At 70.8% G+C, this 13,757-nt stretch carries 13 protein-coding genes; 9 read left to right on the forward strand and 4 right to left on the reverse strand.

What is annotated here, in order from left to right; translation table 11 throughout:
• Positions 1–38: 38 nt before the first annotated feature.
• On the forward strand, positions 39–773 hold the full coding sequence (locus ACZ7OU_RS19185; RefSeq protein WP_470256100.1) for a ferritin-like domain-containing protein: 735 nt from the start codon (positions 39–41) through the stop codon (positions 771–773).
• On the opposite strand, the gene ACZ7OU_RS19190 is transcribed toward ACZ7OU_RS19185, so the two are convergent.
• On the reverse strand, positions 770–1,309 hold the full coding sequence (locus ACZ7OU_RS19190) for a TetR/AcrR family transcriptional regulator (protein ID WP_470256101.1): 540 nt from the start codon (positions 1,307–1,309) through the stop codon (positions 770–772). The two genes, ACZ7OU_RS19185 and ACZ7OU_RS19190, sit on opposite strands and share 4 nt — an antisense overlap.
• Before the next feature lie 77 nt (positions 1,310–1,386).
• Here ACZ7OU_RS19190 and ACZ7OU_RS19195 point away from each other — a divergent pair, with 77 nt between their 5' ends.
• The gene (locus ACZ7OU_RS19195; protein WP_470256102.1) at positions 1,387–2,010 is read left to right on the forward strand and encodes an FMN-dependent NADH-azoreductase; all 624 of its coding nucleotides are present in this window, start codon (positions 1,387–1,389) and stop codon (positions 2,008–2,010) included.
• Between the two features lie 210 nt (positions 2,011–2,220).
• Here the strand turns inward: ACZ7OU_RS19195 and ACZ7OU_RS19200 are convergent, their stop codons facing one another.
• On the reverse strand, positions 2,221–4,230 hold the full coding sequence (locus tag ACZ7OU_RS19200) for a prolyl oligopeptidase family serine peptidase (RefSeq protein ID WP_470238708.1): 2,010 nt from the start codon (positions 4,228–4,230) through the stop codon (positions 2,221–2,223).
• A gap of 112 nt (positions 4,231–4,342) precedes the next feature.
• Between ACZ7OU_RS19200 and ACZ7OU_RS19205 the strand changes: the two genes are divergently transcribed.
• The gene (locus ACZ7OU_RS19205) at positions 4,343–5,338 is read left to right on the forward strand and encodes a neutral zinc metallopeptidase (RefSeq protein WP_470256103.1); all 996 of its coding nucleotides are present in this window, start codon (positions 4,343–4,345) and stop codon (positions 5,336–5,338) included.
• Here ACZ7OU_RS19205 and ACZ7OU_RS19210 read toward each other — a convergent pair.
• The gene (locus ACZ7OU_RS19210) at positions 5,331–5,903 is read right to left on the reverse strand and encodes a TIGR03086 family metal-binding protein (RefSeq protein WP_470256104.1); all 573 of its coding nucleotides are present in this window, start codon (positions 5,901–5,903) and stop codon (positions 5,331–5,333) included. The two genes, ACZ7OU_RS19205 and ACZ7OU_RS19210, sit on opposite strands and share 8 nt — an antisense overlap.
• 77 nt (positions 5,904–5,980) lie before the next feature.
• On the opposite strand from ACZ7OU_RS19210, the gene pdxR reads away from it, so the two are divergent.
• The 3 genes from pdxR (at position 5,981) to ACZ7OU_RS19225 (ending at position 8,346) form a co-directional block, all read left to right on the forward strand.
• Complete coding sequence (pdxR, locus tag ACZ7OU_RS19215; RefSeq protein ID WP_470256105.1) at positions 5,981–7,393, forward strand: MocR-like pyridoxine biosynthesis transcription factor PdxR; 1,413 nt, start codon at positions 5,981–5,983, stop codon at positions 7,391–7,393.
• Complete coding sequence (locus ACZ7OU_RS19220; protein ID WP_470256106.1) at positions 7,390–7,812, forward strand: hypothetical protein; 423 nt, start codon at positions 7,390–7,392, stop codon at positions 7,810–7,812. Before pdxR ends, ACZ7OU_RS19220 begins: the two co-directional genes overlap by 4 nt.
• 102 nt (positions 7,813–7,914) lie before the next feature.
• Positions 7,915–8,346, forward strand: a complete 432-nt coding sequence (locus ACZ7OU_RS19225) for a CBS domain-containing protein (RefSeq protein WP_470238703.1) — start codon at positions 7,915–7,917, stop codon at positions 8,344–8,346.
• A gap of 61 nt (positions 8,347–8,407) precedes the next feature.
• Here ACZ7OU_RS19225 and ACZ7OU_RS19230 read toward each other — a convergent pair whose 3' ends face one another.
• Positions 8,408–9,964 (reverse strand): DUF4139 domain-containing protein, encoded by a 1,557-nt coding sequence (locus ACZ7OU_RS19230; protein ID WP_470256108.1) that lies wholly within the window; start codon positions 9,962–9,964, stop codon positions 8,408–8,410.
• Between the two features lie 84 nt (positions 9,965–10,048).
• On the opposite strand from ACZ7OU_RS19230, the gene ACZ7OU_RS19235 reads away from it, so the two are divergent.
• The 3 genes from ACZ7OU_RS19235 to ACZ7OU_RS19245 all read left to right on the forward strand — a co-directional run bounded on the left by ACZ7OU_RS19235 (position 10,049) and on the right by ACZ7OU_RS19245 (position 13,756).
• Complete coding sequence (locus tag ACZ7OU_RS19235; protein ID WP_470238701.1) at positions 10,049–11,857, forward strand: Xaa-Pro dipeptidyl-peptidase; 1,809 nt, start codon at positions 10,049–10,051, stop codon at positions 11,855–11,857.
• Positions 11,857–12,495, forward strand: a complete 639-nt coding sequence (locus ACZ7OU_RS19240) for a YdcF family protein (protein WP_470256109.1) — start codon at positions 11,857–11,859, stop codon at positions 12,493–12,495. Before ACZ7OU_RS19235 ends, ACZ7OU_RS19240 begins: the two co-directional genes overlap by 1 nt.
• Positions 12,496–12,574: 79 nt before the next feature.
• Complete coding sequence (locus tag ACZ7OU_RS19245; protein WP_470256110.1) at positions 12,575–13,756, forward strand: TRADD-N-associated membrane domain-containing protein; 1,182 nt, start codon at positions 12,575–12,577, stop codon at positions 13,754–13,756.
• The last annotated feature ends 1 nt before the right edge of the window (position 13,757 follow it).

Below are 13,757 nucleotides of genomic sequence, written 5' to 3' on the forward strand. Positions count from 1 at the left end.
CTCGGGAAATCCACGACCGCGCGGCAGGATCGGGCCCGATGAACTGGTTGCGGGAGTTCGAGGCGGAAGCGGAGCGGCGACGGGGTCGAGAGGACCCGCCCTGGGCACGCGGCGCCCGGCTGCATCCCGACGTCGCGCGCAGCATTCAACGGTTCCAGGTCGGTGAAGCCGGCGACGGCGCCAACCTCATCGCCAAGGCCGGCGACGGCGACTACCTCGCCGCGGTCAGGCTCTTCGTCGCCGAGGAACAGAACCACGCACGGATGCTGGCCGAACTCCTCGCCGCCGCCGGGGTACCGACCATCGAGAAACACTGGTCCGACACCGTGTTCGTGTGGTTGCGGCGGGCCCTCGGGCTGCGGCTGGAGCTGATGGTGCTGCTCATCGCCGAGGTCGTCGCGCTGCGGTACTACCGCGCCCTGCGCGACGGCGCCGACGACCCGCTGGTCACGCAGGTCGCCGCCCGCATCCTCGCCGACGAGGAGCGGCACGTGCCCTTCCACTGCGACCGGCTGCGGATCGGGTTCGCGGGCCTCGCCCGGCCGGTCCGGGCGGCGGTGTTCGGGGCCTGGCGGGTGCTGCTGCTCGGCGTCGCGGTCACGGTCGCCGCCGACCACGGGCCCGCGTTGCACCGGCTCGGCATCGGACGGCTCGTCTTCGTCGCCGACGTGTTCACCGCCTTCGAGGTCGCCCTCGCGCGGATCCGCGGCGAAGAGCCGAAACCGAGGCGGGTGTACGTCCCGAAGCGGGCTCGGCCGCGTGGGCTCGACTAGAGGAGGCTCGCCAGCTCCCGCAGCGACGCGGTGATCCGCTCCGGCGACACGCCCCGCGCCCGCTGGTGCAGGTACAGCTCCGGTGCGAGGGGTGCCAGCAGGATGTCGGCCAGGACGTCGGGATCGGCGGTGCCCGCCGCCAGCACGCGGACGTGGGTGCGCCAGAAGCCGTACGCGCCCGTCGTGAAGCGGGAGTGGCCCACCTCCGTGCCCAGCACCAGGTGCGCGTGCCGCTCCAGCAGGTCCACCATCGCCGCGTAGAACGCCGCCAGCCGCTCGGCCGGCGGTGCGCCCGGGCCCAGTGGCGGGTCGCCGCGGATCAGCGACTCCTGCAGCCGGCGCTCGTGCTCGTCCAGCAGGGCCACGGCGATCGACGCGCGGTCCGGGTAGCGGCGGTAGAGCGTGCCGCGGCCGACGCCGGCCGCGCGGGCGATGTCCTCCATCGTCACGCCGGCGGCGCCGTGGGCGGTGAACAGCTCGTCGGCCGCCGCGAGGATCTTCGCGCGGTTGCGGGCCGCGTCGGCGCGTTCGGGCATGGCGCGAGCCTAGGGAATAAGCGGACGCAGCGTCCAGTTGGCCTCAAGTGGACACCGCGTCCACTTGAGGAGGAATCGTGAGCCACCTGCTGCACCTCGACTCCAGCGCCCGCCGCACGTCGTTCTCGCGCGAGCTGTCCGCGCGCTACGCCTCGACCTGGGAGGGCACCCGCACCTACCGCGACCTCGCCGCCGACCCGGTCCCGGTGATCGGCGAAGCCTGGACCGAAATCTGCGACGCACTCCTGACCGCGAGCATCACCGATCCCGCGCACTACGCCGACATCGTCGAGACCCCAGCGCAGAAGCAGGCTTGGGCGATCGTCGAGCCACTGCTGGCCGAGCTGCTCGAAGCCGACGTCGTCCTGATCGGCGCGCCGATGTACAACTTCTCGATCCCGGCCGCGCTCAAGACGTGGATCGACCAGGTGACGTTCCCGCGGATGTCGTTGAAGGGCAAGGCATTCGTCATCGCCGGCGCCCGCGGAGGGACGTACGCGCCGGGGACGCCGAGAGCACCGTTCGACCACCACGAGCGCTACCTGCGCGACTTCATCGCCGGGCACTACGACGTCGACGACGTCCGGTTCGTGCACGCCGAGCTGACCAACGCCCTGGTCGACCCGCACCTCGCCGCCCGCGAAGCCGACCGCGTGGCTTCCCGTCGTCAGGCCCTCGAAGGCGTCTCATGGGCTGGGTGACGCTCGTCTTCGCCGGGCTGCCGTCTACCTGTCGTGAGCAAGGAACCCGCTCAGCGTCGGCCGGGTGGCCGCGCTGGCCCTGATCGTCGGCGGCGTCGTGCTCGCGCCCGTTACTAATCCGACCAAAAGTAGGCCGGCCCCTGAGCGGCAGGCAACCGTTGCCACGAAAGCCATCCGGCCGTGACTGTGGTCGGATTAGTAACCGACGGCTCAGTACTTCGTGAGCTGCTCCCACAGGAACTCGAACACCAGCGCCCACTTGAACGCCAGCTGCTCGTTGTCCGCCGCGGCGCCGTGGCCGCCTTCGATGTTCTCGTGGTAGCGGACGTCGTGCCCCTGCTCACGCATGAGCGCCACCATCTTGCGGGCGTGGGCGGGGTGCACGCGGTCGTCGCGCGTGGACGTCACGAACAGCGAAGGCGGGTACGCGCGTCCACTGTGGACGTTCTGGTAGGGCGAGTACTTCGAGATGTACTCCCATTCGGCGGCTTCGTCCGGGTCGCCGTACTCGGCCATCCACGACGCGCCGGCCAGCAGCAGGTGGTAGCGGCGCATGTCCAGCAGCGGCACCTGGCTGACGATCGCGCCGAACCGCTCCGGGTAGCGCGTCAGCATGACGCCCATCAGCAGGCCGCCGTTGCTGCCGCCCTGGATGCCGAGCTGCTCCGGCGTCGTGATGCCGCGCTCGGCGAGATCCGTGGCCACCGCGGCGAAGTCCTCGTAGACGCGGTGGCGGTGCGCCTTGATCGCCTGTGTGTGCCAGCCCGGCCCGTACTCGCCGCCGCCGCGGATGTTCGCGACGACGTACGTGCCGCCGCGCGCGAGCCAGCCGCGGCCGATCATCCCGCTGTAGGACGGCGTCAGCGAGACCTCGAAGCCGCCGTAGCCGGTCAGCAGCGTCGGCCCGCCTTCGGCGCCCGAGGGCCGGACGACGAAGTACGGGATCTTCGTGCCGTCCTCCGACGTCGCGAAGTACTGCGCGACGTCCATGCCCGAAGCGTCGAAGAACGCCGGAGCCTGCTTCAGCACTTCGACCTCTTCGCCGACGTGTCCGTAGCTCAGCGTCGACGGCTGGAGGAAGCCGCTGGAGTTGAGCAGGTACTCGTCGCTGACGTCGGGATCGGTGTCGAAGATGTCCGCGCTGCCGAACTCCGGCCCGCCGGACAGCGGCTCTTCGGCCCAGCCGTCCGGGCCCGGCGTCAAGGTGCGCAGCTCGGTGCGGACGTCGCGCAGCGTGCCGAGCAGCAGGTGGTTGCGCGTCCAGGCCCAGTAGTCGAGCGAGGTGTGCTCGTCGGGGGTGAAGAGTGTCGTGAAGGCACGGTCGCCGGCCATGAAGTCGTCGAACCGGATGCCGATCAGCGAGCCGGCCGGGTGCTCGGTGCCGCCGGTCGTCCACGCCGTGCGCGGCCGGACCAGCAGCCATTCGCGGTGGACGGACGCGCTCGCGTCGTCCGGCACGTCGATCTTGACCAGCGCTTCGGGCGTCCGCAGGTACAGCTCGGAGCGGTAGAAGTCGACGGAGCGGCTGACGAAGTCGCGTTCGAAGCCTTCGGTCGGGTCGTGGGACGCGCCGATCGAGACGTCTTCGGGCTTGCCTTCGTACACCAGGGTCGCGGCCTCGATCGGGGTGCCGCGGCGCCACTCCTTGGCCAGCCGCGGATACCCGGAGCTGGTCAGCGTGCCCTCGCCGAAGTCGGTGCCGACGTAGACGCGGTCCTCGTCGATCCAGCCGATCCGCGTCTTCGCCTCCGGCAGGGTGAAACCGCCGTCGACGAACTCGTGCGCGTCGAGGTCGAACTCGCGCACGACCGTGGCGTCCGCGCCGCCGCGGGACAGCTCGACCAGGCCGCGCCGGTAGTCCGGCCGCAGCACGGTCGCGCCCTGCCAGACCCAGTTCTCGCCCTCGGCCTCGGCCAGCGCGTCGACGTCGAGCAGCAGCTCCCACTCGGGCTCGGCCCGGCGGTAGGACTCCAGCGTCGTCCGGCGCCACAGGCCGCGCGGGTGGCTCGCGTCCTGCCAGAAGTTGTAGAGGAGCTCGCCGCGGCGGCGCACGTACGGGATCCGGTCGTCGGCGTCGAGCACCTCGCGCAGCTCGTCACGCAGCTCGGCGAACCGCGCGCCGCGGGTCAGCTCGGTCAGCGTTTCGTCGTTGCGGGCGCGCACCCAGCCGAGCGCGTCGTCGCCGGTCACGTCTTCCAGCCACAGGTACGGGTCACTCATCCCGACAGTTTCGCTTGCTCACGGTCCTGGTGGCCACCGGGCGGCGTTTTCGTTTCGTGATCCGGCCCTCTCGCCCGGTCCGTATGCTGGTCACACGAAGCAGGGGGAGAACGTGAACGACGACGCAGAGCCCGGTTTTCCCGCGCTGCCGTCCGGGGCCCGGTCCCCGGAACCCGCGTGGGTGCCCGAGCCGAACCCCTGGGCACCGAACTGGGCCGCCGCGCCGCCCGTCCCGATCGCCCCGCCGCACAGCCGGCTCTGGGGCGCCGTCGCCGGAGTCATGATCGTGGTGCTGGCGATCTCGCTGATCGCGGCCACCATCCCGCACCGCGTCGACGGCCACGCGTTCGTCGCGCAGGGCGTCGACACCGGCCGCGCGTACGGCGGCGGCTCGGACGGCAAGCCCGCGAAGCCCGTGCAGGAGCTGGCTCGCAACCCGCTGCTCTCCGACAGCATCACGCCTGGGCCCGCCACGTGCTCGCTGCCGGACCTCGGCCGGGCCGCCGAGCAGCTCAAGGCCTACTACGGGGCGCTCGTCGACTGCCTGGAGCAGTCCTGGCGCCCGGCGCTGCAGAAGGCGAACGAGCCGACGCTGACCGCCACCATCTCGGTGACCCTGCCCGAGCACAGCGCGTGCGGCGAAGCGCCGACGGAGAACGAAGCCGTCGCCTACTACTGCGGCGGCGACACCACGATCTACGCCCCGACCGACTGGATGCTGGCGGACGCCGGGCTCAACAAGGCCCGCCACGTCGCGACGATCGCCCACGAGTACGGCCACCACGTGCAGCGCGAGAGCGGGATCCTGGCCGCGGCGGCGGACAAGATGACCTCGCCGAAGGAGGACAGCGCCGCCGACAAGGAGGTCGTCCGCCGGATCGAGCTGCAGGCGAACTGCTTCGGGGCGCTGTTCCTGGCGGCGGTCGCGGGTTCCGGCTCGGTCAGCCGGTCGCTGGCGAACGCCGCGGTCGCCGACTACGGCCGCGCCAACGACAGCGACACCCACGGCTCGCGCGCGCACCAGCTGTCGTGGGCGAAGACGGGCTACGACGTGAAGACGACGAAGGCGTGCGACACGTGGAGCGCGGCGCCCGCCGACATCAGCTGACGGTCCACGCCGGGTCGCGGCCGAGGAGGGCGAGGAACCGGTCGAGCTCGCTGGCGTCTGTTTCGGTCTCGACGCGGTGGGCGAACGAGCCGTTCTTCTCGCGTCCCTCGTCCGGGATGTTTTCGGCCAGCCGCAGCGCGACGTGCACGGCTTCGGCGTCCGGCTCGTAGGGCAGGCCGAGCGTCCGGGCCAGGTCCCAGCCGTGCGCGACGGTGTCGACGAGGTGCATGTGCGCGGCGATCGTGCCGGGGAACGTGCCGAAGTGGTTGATCGTGAGCTGCCGGTCCAGCACGGCGTCGTCGGCCATGGCATCGAGGAAGTCGTCGACGGACGCCTGGTAGGCGGCCCGGGCGTCGTCGCCGAGATCGCCGGCGTCCCAGTTCGGCGCCGAGCCTTCGCGGGCTGCGGTCGCGAAGGCGTGGTTCTCGCTGACCTGGTGGCGGAGGAGGTCAGCCAGGGTCCAGCCGGCGCACGGCGTCGGGCGGGCGAGGTCGGCGGGCGTGGCGGTGGCGACGAGCTTGTCGAGCACGAGCAGGCTGCGGCGGTCGAGTTCGCGGAGATCCATGCTTCGCACGCTAGGCGGGGGAGCGGACCACGGACAGTGCCAAATCCACGGCACTTCAGGTGTGCCAATCTGGAGCGGTGGACGTGCACATCGACCTGACCGGGACGCGCGGGCACCGCGACGCGATCTACCGGCAGCTGCGGGCGGCGATCCTGGACGGCCGGATCCGGTCCGGCGAGGCGCTGCCGCCCACGCGGGAGCTGGCGCAGCGGCTGGCGGTCTCGCGGACGACGGTCAGCGCGGCCTACGACCGGCTCACCGCGGAGGGGTTCCTCGCCGGGCGCGTCGGCGCGGGCACGTTCGTCACGGATTCCTCCCTGACCCGCCCCGTGCCGTCGTCGGTTTCGGGGGTGCGGCCGCTGCCGGAGTGGGACGCGGTGCCGTCGCCGCCCGCGCCGTTCGCCCCGGCGCCGGAGTTCGACTTCCGGCCCGGCGTCCCGGACCTGACGCGGTTCCCGTTCGACACCTGGCGCCGGCTCGTGACGCAGCGGCTGCGCGCCGGCCAGGCCGACCTGATGACCTACGGCGACCCGCAGGGACACGCTGCGTTGCGCGCCGAGATCGCGCGGCACATCGGGGTGTCGCGGGACGTGCGGGCGAGCGCGGCCCAGGTCGTCGTCACCGCCGGAGCCCAGCAGACGACGGACCTGGTCGGGCGCGTGCTGCTGAGGGCGGGGGATGTGGCCGCCGTCGAGGACCCCGGCTACCCGCCGCCGCGGCTGGTGCTGGCCGCGCGCGGGGTGCGGGTCGCGCCGGTGCCGGTGGACGCGTCCGGGATCGTCGTCGGCGCCATTCCGGCGGGGACGCGGCTGGTGTACGTGACGCCGTCGCACCAGTACCCGCTGGGGCTGTCGATGTCGCTGGAGCGGCGTCTCGAGCTGCTGGACTGGGCCGAGCGAAACGACGCGGTGCTCGTCGAGGACGACTACGACACCGAGTTCCGCTACACCGGACGGCCCCTGGAACCGTTGCACAGCTTGGATTCCCGCGGCCGGGTCGTGTATGTCGGCTCGTTCTCGAAGGTCCTTTCGCCCGCGCTGCGGCTGGGGTTCCTCGTCGCGCCGCCGTCGCTGGTGCCGGCTCTGGTGAAGGCCCGGTACCTGACCGACTGGCACGCGCCGAACGTCGAGCAGGCGGCCCTGGCGGCGTTCATGGCCGAGGGCGGCTTCGCGCGGCACGTCCGGCGGATGCGGAAGGTCTACCGTGTGCGGCACGAGCTGCTGTCGCGATTGCTCACCGAGTCGTTCGCGGATTTCCTGACGCCGTTGCCGTCTTCCGCGGGCCTGCACCTGAGCGCGACCTCACCGGCGGATCTGTCGACTTTGGTCCGTCGCGCCCGCCGCGACGGCGTCCGGCTGTACTCGCTGGGGGACTTCGCCGTGGGGGAGCGGCGGCACGGGCTCGTCTTCGGTTACGGTGCGGTCGCGGCCGAGCGGATCGGGCCGGGGCTGGCCCGGCTGCGGGCGCTGGCGGACGAGGGAGCGGCATGACCGACGACGTGCTGGTGGCGATCGACGCCGGCCTGCGGCAGCACATCGGCGGCGACCGCGCGGGCGCGTACGCGACGTTCACGGCGTTGTGGGCGTCGATCGGGCCGGACGGCGAGCCGCTGCACCGCGTCGCGCTGGCGCACCACATGGCCGACGTGTGCGACGACCCGGCGGAGGAGCTGGAGTGGGACTTGCGCGCACTGGCGGCGGCAGGCGCGATGACCGACTCGGCGACCGCCCGCGGGTTCTACCCGTCCCTGCACCTCAACCTGGGCGAGGACTACCGCAAACTGGGTGACGCCGAGGCGGCTCGCGAGCAGCTCGAGCTGGCTCGAGCCCGGCTGGACGCCCTGTGCGACGACGACTACGCGGCCGGCCTCCGCCTGGCCCTGGACGGCCTGGCCGAACGCCTAGCCTGAATCTTTTTCATTACCACGAATTCGCCCCGTTTGCCGGACTTTCGCGCCGGTCCCGGTGCCCTTACCCTGTGGTGATCCAGCTCACCGACGGGAAGGATCGCCATGCGGATTGCGGATCTGCTGCGCAAGAAGGGGTCGGCGGTCGCAACGGTCACCCCGGAGACCACGGTGACCGCGCTGCTGGCCGGCCTGGCCGAGAACAACGTGGGCGCGATGGTGGTGGTGTCCCCGGAAGGTTCGATAGCGGGCATCGTCTCCGAGCGCGACGTGGTACGCCGCTTGAACGAGCACGGCCCGGGCCTGCTGGACGGGCCGGTATCGGAGATCATGACCAAGCTGGTGGCGAGTTGCGGTCCGGAGGACTCGGTGGACCAGCTGTCGGTCCTGATGACGGAGCGCCGCATCCGGCACGTCCCGGTCCTGGTGGACGGTCGGCTCGCGGGGATCATCTCCATCGGGGACGTGGTGAAGAACCGGATGGAGCAGTTGGAGAAGAGCCAGGAACAGCTGGAGGCATACATCTCCCAGGGCTAGAAGTCGGCTGGACACGAGGGCCGGTTCACCCGACGACGGGTGGCCGGCCCTCGGCCATGTCTCACTCCCGCCAGCCGGAGAGTTCCACGCCCTTCGCCACATCCACCCGGTAAGACAGCTTCACCTCGCCGGTCTCACCCGCCGCCACGGTCAGTTTCCACGTGAACTCGCCCAGCTCCGAAGTCTCGACCGGCTCCGGCGATGTCTTCACATCCCGAACCGTCACCGCGTCGTCCCGGGAAACCGGCGCCTGGTCAAGCACCGTCACCACCGCGGAACGCGGCCCGTGGTTGGCCACGGAAATCCGATACTCCGCCTCACGCCGCTTCTGCCCCGACAAAGTCGCCTTCGACGCGGTCCGCCGAACCAGCTCCCGCTCGACCCGGATCCGGTCGTCCACTCCCAACGCCAGCTCCAGTTCCTCCCCGGGCGCCCATGCCTCCAAAGAAGTCGTCCCCACGAACTCGGCGTCGTGGAACACCGAAGCCCGCCCCGGCCGCAACGCAAACGAAGACGTATTCACCACGACAGCCCGCAGATAAGCCTCCTCGGCCAACACCGGCGCGGTCACGTAACCCAACTCAGCCGTCAGCGAAAGCTCGGCCAACGTCGTCCGATGCCCCTGCGCCCCCGACGGCACCGCCACCGGACGCGACGGCCGGTACGTCACCGCCGTCGTCCCCTGTTCGACGGTGGCGAACTTCGGCGCCATATTTGCGGCAGCAGCGGAGAAACCCCTCATCCGCGCACCCTCCGGAATCCCGCCACCGGAACCGCCGTACGCCCCCGCCGGCGCCGGCGGGACCGGGTGGACGCGGTCCAGATACCACGGCGAAAGCTCCGGCACGACCACCGAAATCGCCGGCCGCGCCGTCGACAAAGCCAGCTCGCACTCCGGCCAGTCCTCGCCCGTGTGCTGGCTGACCAACCCGTACGACATCACCGTGACGGAAGTGTCGCGCACCCGGACGTCGTACCCCGGCTCCCAGCTCGCCCCGGGTACCACATAGGACAGTTCCAGCTCGGCCGACCCTGACGGGTCCGAGATCTCCAGCTCCACCACCACCGACGTACTGTCCTCTTCGGACCGCGCGCTATGCGACTCGATCCGCCGATCCAAAGCGGCGAGGTCCTCGCGCAGCCGCGTGATCCGATCCACGAGCACCCGTCGCGCCTTCAAGGCCGAAGCCAGCCGCTCACTCAGCGCGTCGGTCACTTCAGCGACGCGCGACGGCTCGGCGGTCCCGGCCGCCAGCGCCTTCGCGAAGCTGCCGCCGCTGCGCTTCGCGAGCGAAGTCAGCAGATCCACCTTCATCGCTTCGGCCGCTTCGTCGTCCACGACGCCGTCGAGGGTCGCCTGGTCCGCGCGTCGCTGCTCCACCAGAACGCGCAACGCCGCGTCGGCCGGCGAGGCGTGCCGTTCGGTGCGCACGTCGACGCCCGTGATCAGTGCGGGACCGGTCCCGGTGACGCGCACCGAGCCCGGGTCGAGCGACAGGGGGAGCCCGGCGAAGGTCAGGCGCGGCCCGCCGTCGAGCGGGGCCTTGCCCCGGCGGGTGATCCGGGCCTGCTGCGGGTAGACGGTCACGGCGGCGATCGGCGCTTCCACGGTCGGCATGCCCCCGACGTTAGTCTCTTGACACTCCCGAGGCCGGAGCGGAAGTCTCGACAGTCGTCCGCTTCGCCCGGCTTGGGGGTTTGAGTGAAAGCCGCACGAACCGCAGTCCTGCTCCTCGCACTGGCGACCCTGCCGCTCACGGCGGTCACCGCCGAAGCCGCCGACCCGCCCGGCCCGGTCTTCACCGGCGGCCAGGCACAGCCGGTCTTCAACCCGGCCGACGTCATCCGCGAGGACGTCTGGGTCACCGCGCCCGTCGACAGCGACCACGACGGCCGGGACGACCTCGTCCACGCCCAGGTCGTGCGCCCGCGCGCGACGCAGCAGGGCCTGAAGGTCCCCGTCGTCTACCAGGCCAGCCCGTACTACGCCGGCGGCAACGACATCGCGAACCACGACGTCGACGTCGAGCTCTACGCGCCCGGGTACGCCCGCGGCCCGGAAGGCCCGCGCGTCGCCGCGCACGGTGTCGGCCCGGCCACCCCGATCACCTGGCGCTACCAGGACTACTTCACCGCGCGCGGGTTCGCCGTCGTCTACGGCGAGTCGCTCGGTTCCGGCCTCTCGACCGGCTGCCCGACCACGGGTGACGTCAACGAGACGATCGGCGCGCGCTCGGTCGTCGACTGGCTCAACGGCCGGACGCCCGCCCGCGACGCCGCCGGCGCCGCGGCGAAGGCCGACTGGAGCACCGGCAAGACCGGCATGATGGGCGTGTCCTACAACGGGACGCTGCCCAACGCCGTCGCGAGCACCGGCGTCGAAGGCCTCGAGACGATCGTGCCGATCGCCGCCATCTCCAGCTGGTACCAGTACTACCGCAATGACGGCGCCGTCGTCGCGGCCGGCGGCTACCAGGGCGAAGACGCCGACGTGCTCGCCGAGTACGTCTACACCCGCGAAGACCGGCAGGTCTGCCGCCCGGTCATCGACGGCCTGACCCGCGACCAGGACCGCGTGACCGGCGACTACACGCCGTTCTGGGACGTCCGCAACTACCGCAACGACGTCGCGAAGGTGCACGCGTCGGTGCTCGCGGTGCACGGCCTCAACGACTGGAACGTCAAGACCGACCAGGTCGCCGAGTGGTACGACGCGCTGAAGGCGCACGGCGTCGAGCACAAGATCTGGCTGCACCAGTCCGGCCACGCGGACCCGTACTCGCTGCGGCGCGACGTCTGGCTCACGACGCTGAACAAGTGGATGTCGCACTACCTCTACGGCATCGCCAACGGCATCCAGAACGAGCCGAAGGCGACGATCCAGCGCGAAGACCTGTCGTGGGTCGACGAAGCCGACTGGCCGGCGCCCACGACGGCCGACGTGCGCGTCTACCCGTGGCCCGGAGGCAAGGCGAAGGGCACCATCGACACCCGCAACCCCGTCCCGGGCACCGCGGCCGTCGAAACCCTCGCCGACGACTCGTCGAAGACGATCGAGCAGCTGGCCGGACTCGCCTCGTCGGGTAACCGGCTGCTGTACGCGACTTCGGCGGCGAAGCAGTCCGTACGTCTCTCGGGCACCGCGCGCGCCGACTTGGCGCTGGCGTTCGACCGGCCCGCGGCGAACGTCTCCGCGATCCTGCTCGACCGCGCCCCCGACGGCACGTCCCACATCATCAGCCGCGGCTGGACCGACCCGCAGAACCGCACGTCACCGGCCCGGACCGAGCCGATCACGCCCGGGCAGACGTACAAGATCGGCGTCGAGCTGATGCCGAAGGACTACATCCTCGCGGCGGGGCACCGGCTGGAGTTCCTGCTGGCGTCCAGCGACCACGACTACACGCTGCGGCCGAAGCCGGGCGCGGGGCTGGCGCTCGACCTGACCAAGACGTCGGTGACGCTCCCGGTCACGGGCGGCAAGCCGGCCCTGCGAGCCGCGTTCGGCTGATGCTGCCGGAGCACCTGGACGCCGACGTCCGCACGCTGTGGGACTACCACGACCTGCGGCACGAGCCACGGCGTTCCGACGCCGGGATCGGGCTGGGCAGCCGCGATCCCGGTGTCGCCGTCCACACGGCGGAGCTGTTCCACGCGGGGCGCTTCCCGCTGGTGGTGTTCACCGGCGCCAACGCGCCGACGACGGTGGAGCGCTTCCCGCGTGGCGAAGCGGTCCACTACCGCGAAATCGCGCTGGAGCTCGGCGTGCCCGACGAGGCGATCCTGGTCGAGCCCGGTGCGCGCAACACGGGGGAGAACATCGTGTTCACCCGCGCGCTGCTCGCCGGTCGGGAGATCCGGTCGGTGACGCTGGTGACGCGGCCGTACCAGCAGCGGCGGGCGTACGCGACGGCGAAGCGGCTCTGGCCCGGCGTCGACATCGTGTGCGCGTCGAGGGCGGTGTCGTTCGAGGACCACCTCACCGGCGAAGAAGACGTCGACCGGGTGATCAGCATGCTGGTCGGCGAGACACAGCGCATCACCGAGTACGCGGCGCGGGGTTTCGCGATCCCGCAGCACGTCCCGGACGTCGTGGAGGGCGCGTTCGGCCGCCTGGCCGCGGCGGGGTTCACGCAACGACTGCTCTGAACTTCGTCTCCGGCGAGTAACGCCGATCGCTCGGATTTCGACCCCGGTGGCGACGGCCGAGACCGCCGAGGAGGAAGCCATGGTGAAACTGGAGGAACTCCGGGCAGCGACTGATTTCGTTCTCTCCTCGGGAGAAATGATCTCGGTCAGGTTGACCCTCCGGGCCGCGGACGGGGCACCCCTTGCCACGTCCAAGCTCGGCGCGCTCGTGAGCGGAGGGGAGAAGCTGCTCCTGCACGCGGCGCGGCAACAGTTCAAGGACGTCCGAAGCGCCACTCTCGAGCTCGACGCGAAGAGCGTGGTCATCACCGCCAGGCTCTACGCTTACGGACGACTGAACTTGGGCAGGTTCAGTCGACTTACGGTGGGCACGCGGTTCGAAGTGAAAGTCCTCGCGTTGCTGAAGGTCTTCATCCCAGCGCTGAAACATCGCGGCGAAATGCTGCTCGAACGGACCCTTCGGGTAACAGCCGGCTGGAGTCCGGGCTGCGATCTGGAGGTGGAGAAGACCGACCCGGTTCTCTCCGCTGACTCTGCTGCGATCGACCATCGAGTACGCCGGATGGATAGACGACGGCATCGGCTGAGGTGGCTTTCGGCCGCGACGATCTTGGTGGCCGTGCTCTGCATTGTGGGCGGCGGGTTCGCGTTCGCTTTGACCGGCTCCGCGAGAGTCTTTGCGTTGACTGTGCTTTGCGGCGCTGTACTACTGGCGTATGGCGCGTGGGGTCGGGCGAAAGCACTCTCGCTGTTCCAAGACATCGCAGCGATCCGCGACCAGGAGGAGATCGTCGAATCACTCCAGGACGAGGAGCTGGAGCCTCGGGCGATGAAACTGTTCCAGGTGCACAGCCAGCAGCTGAAGCGGTATTACGACCAGGCACTCCGGCAGCGCGGGCTGATCTTCTTGACCGGGATCTTCTGCATCGTCGCCGGGTTCTCGGTCATCGCGGTCGCGTTCGCCCTGCTCCGCTCCATGGACCCGACTGGGGCGCTTGAGAAGATCCTGGTGGCGGCGCTCGGGGCGATCGGTGGGATCCTCGGCAACTTCATCGCCGTCGTCTATCTCCGGATGTTCACGGAGACCGTGAAGTCCATCGGCACGTTCCATGACCGGCTGGTGGCCACCCACCACCTGTATTTCGCCAACTTCCTGGTCTCGAAAGTGGCGGACGACCAGGGCCGGGACTCCGCGTTCCAGCTCGTCGCGGAGATCGCCGCGAGACAGGAGCGCGGCGGCGCCACCTCGCCTGCCGGGTGAG

The sequence above is a fragment of the Amycolatopsis sp. NPDC114505 genome (genome assembly GCF_055633615.1).

Excerpts from the sequence above, each read along its gene's own strand:
- ACZ7OU_RS19200 (WP_470238708.1), bottom strand. The coding sequence starts at position 4,230 with ATGAGTGACCCGTACCTGTGGCTGGAAGACGTGACCGGCGACGACGCG.
- ACZ7OU_RS19230 (WP_470256108.1), bottom strand. The coding sequence starts at position 9,964 with ATGCCGACCGTGGAAGCGCCGATCGCCGCCGTGACCGTCTACCCGCAG.
- ACZ7OU_RS19240 (WP_470256109.1), top strand. The coding sequence starts at position 11,857 with ATGCTGCCGGAGCACCTGGACGCCGACGTCCGCACGCTGTGGGACTAC.
- ACZ7OU_RS19190 (WP_470256101.1), bottom strand. The coding sequence starts at position 1,309 with ATGCCCGAACGCGCCGACGCGGCCCGCAACCGCGCGAAGATCCTCGCG.
- ACZ7OU_RS19185 (WP_470256100.1), top strand. The coding sequence starts at position 39 with ATGAACTGGTTGCGGGAGTTCGAGGCGGAAGCGGAGCGGCGACGGGGT.
- ACZ7OU_RS19210 (WP_470256104.1), bottom strand. The coding sequence starts at position 5,903 with ATGGATCTCCGCGAACTCGACCGCCGCAGCCTGCTCGTGCTCGACAAG.
- ACZ7OU_RS19220 (WP_470256106.1), top strand. The coding sequence starts at position 7,390 with ATGACCGACGACGTGCTGGTGGCGATCGACGCCGGCCTGCGGCAGCAC.
- ACZ7OU_RS19245 (WP_470256110.1), top strand. The coding sequence starts at position 12,575 with ATGGTGAAACTGGAGGAACTCCGGGCAGCGACTGATTTCGTTCTCTCC.
- ACZ7OU_RS19225 (WP_470238703.1), top strand. The coding sequence starts at position 7,915 with ATGCGGATTGCGGATCTGCTGCGCAAGAAGGGGTCGGCGGTCGCAACG.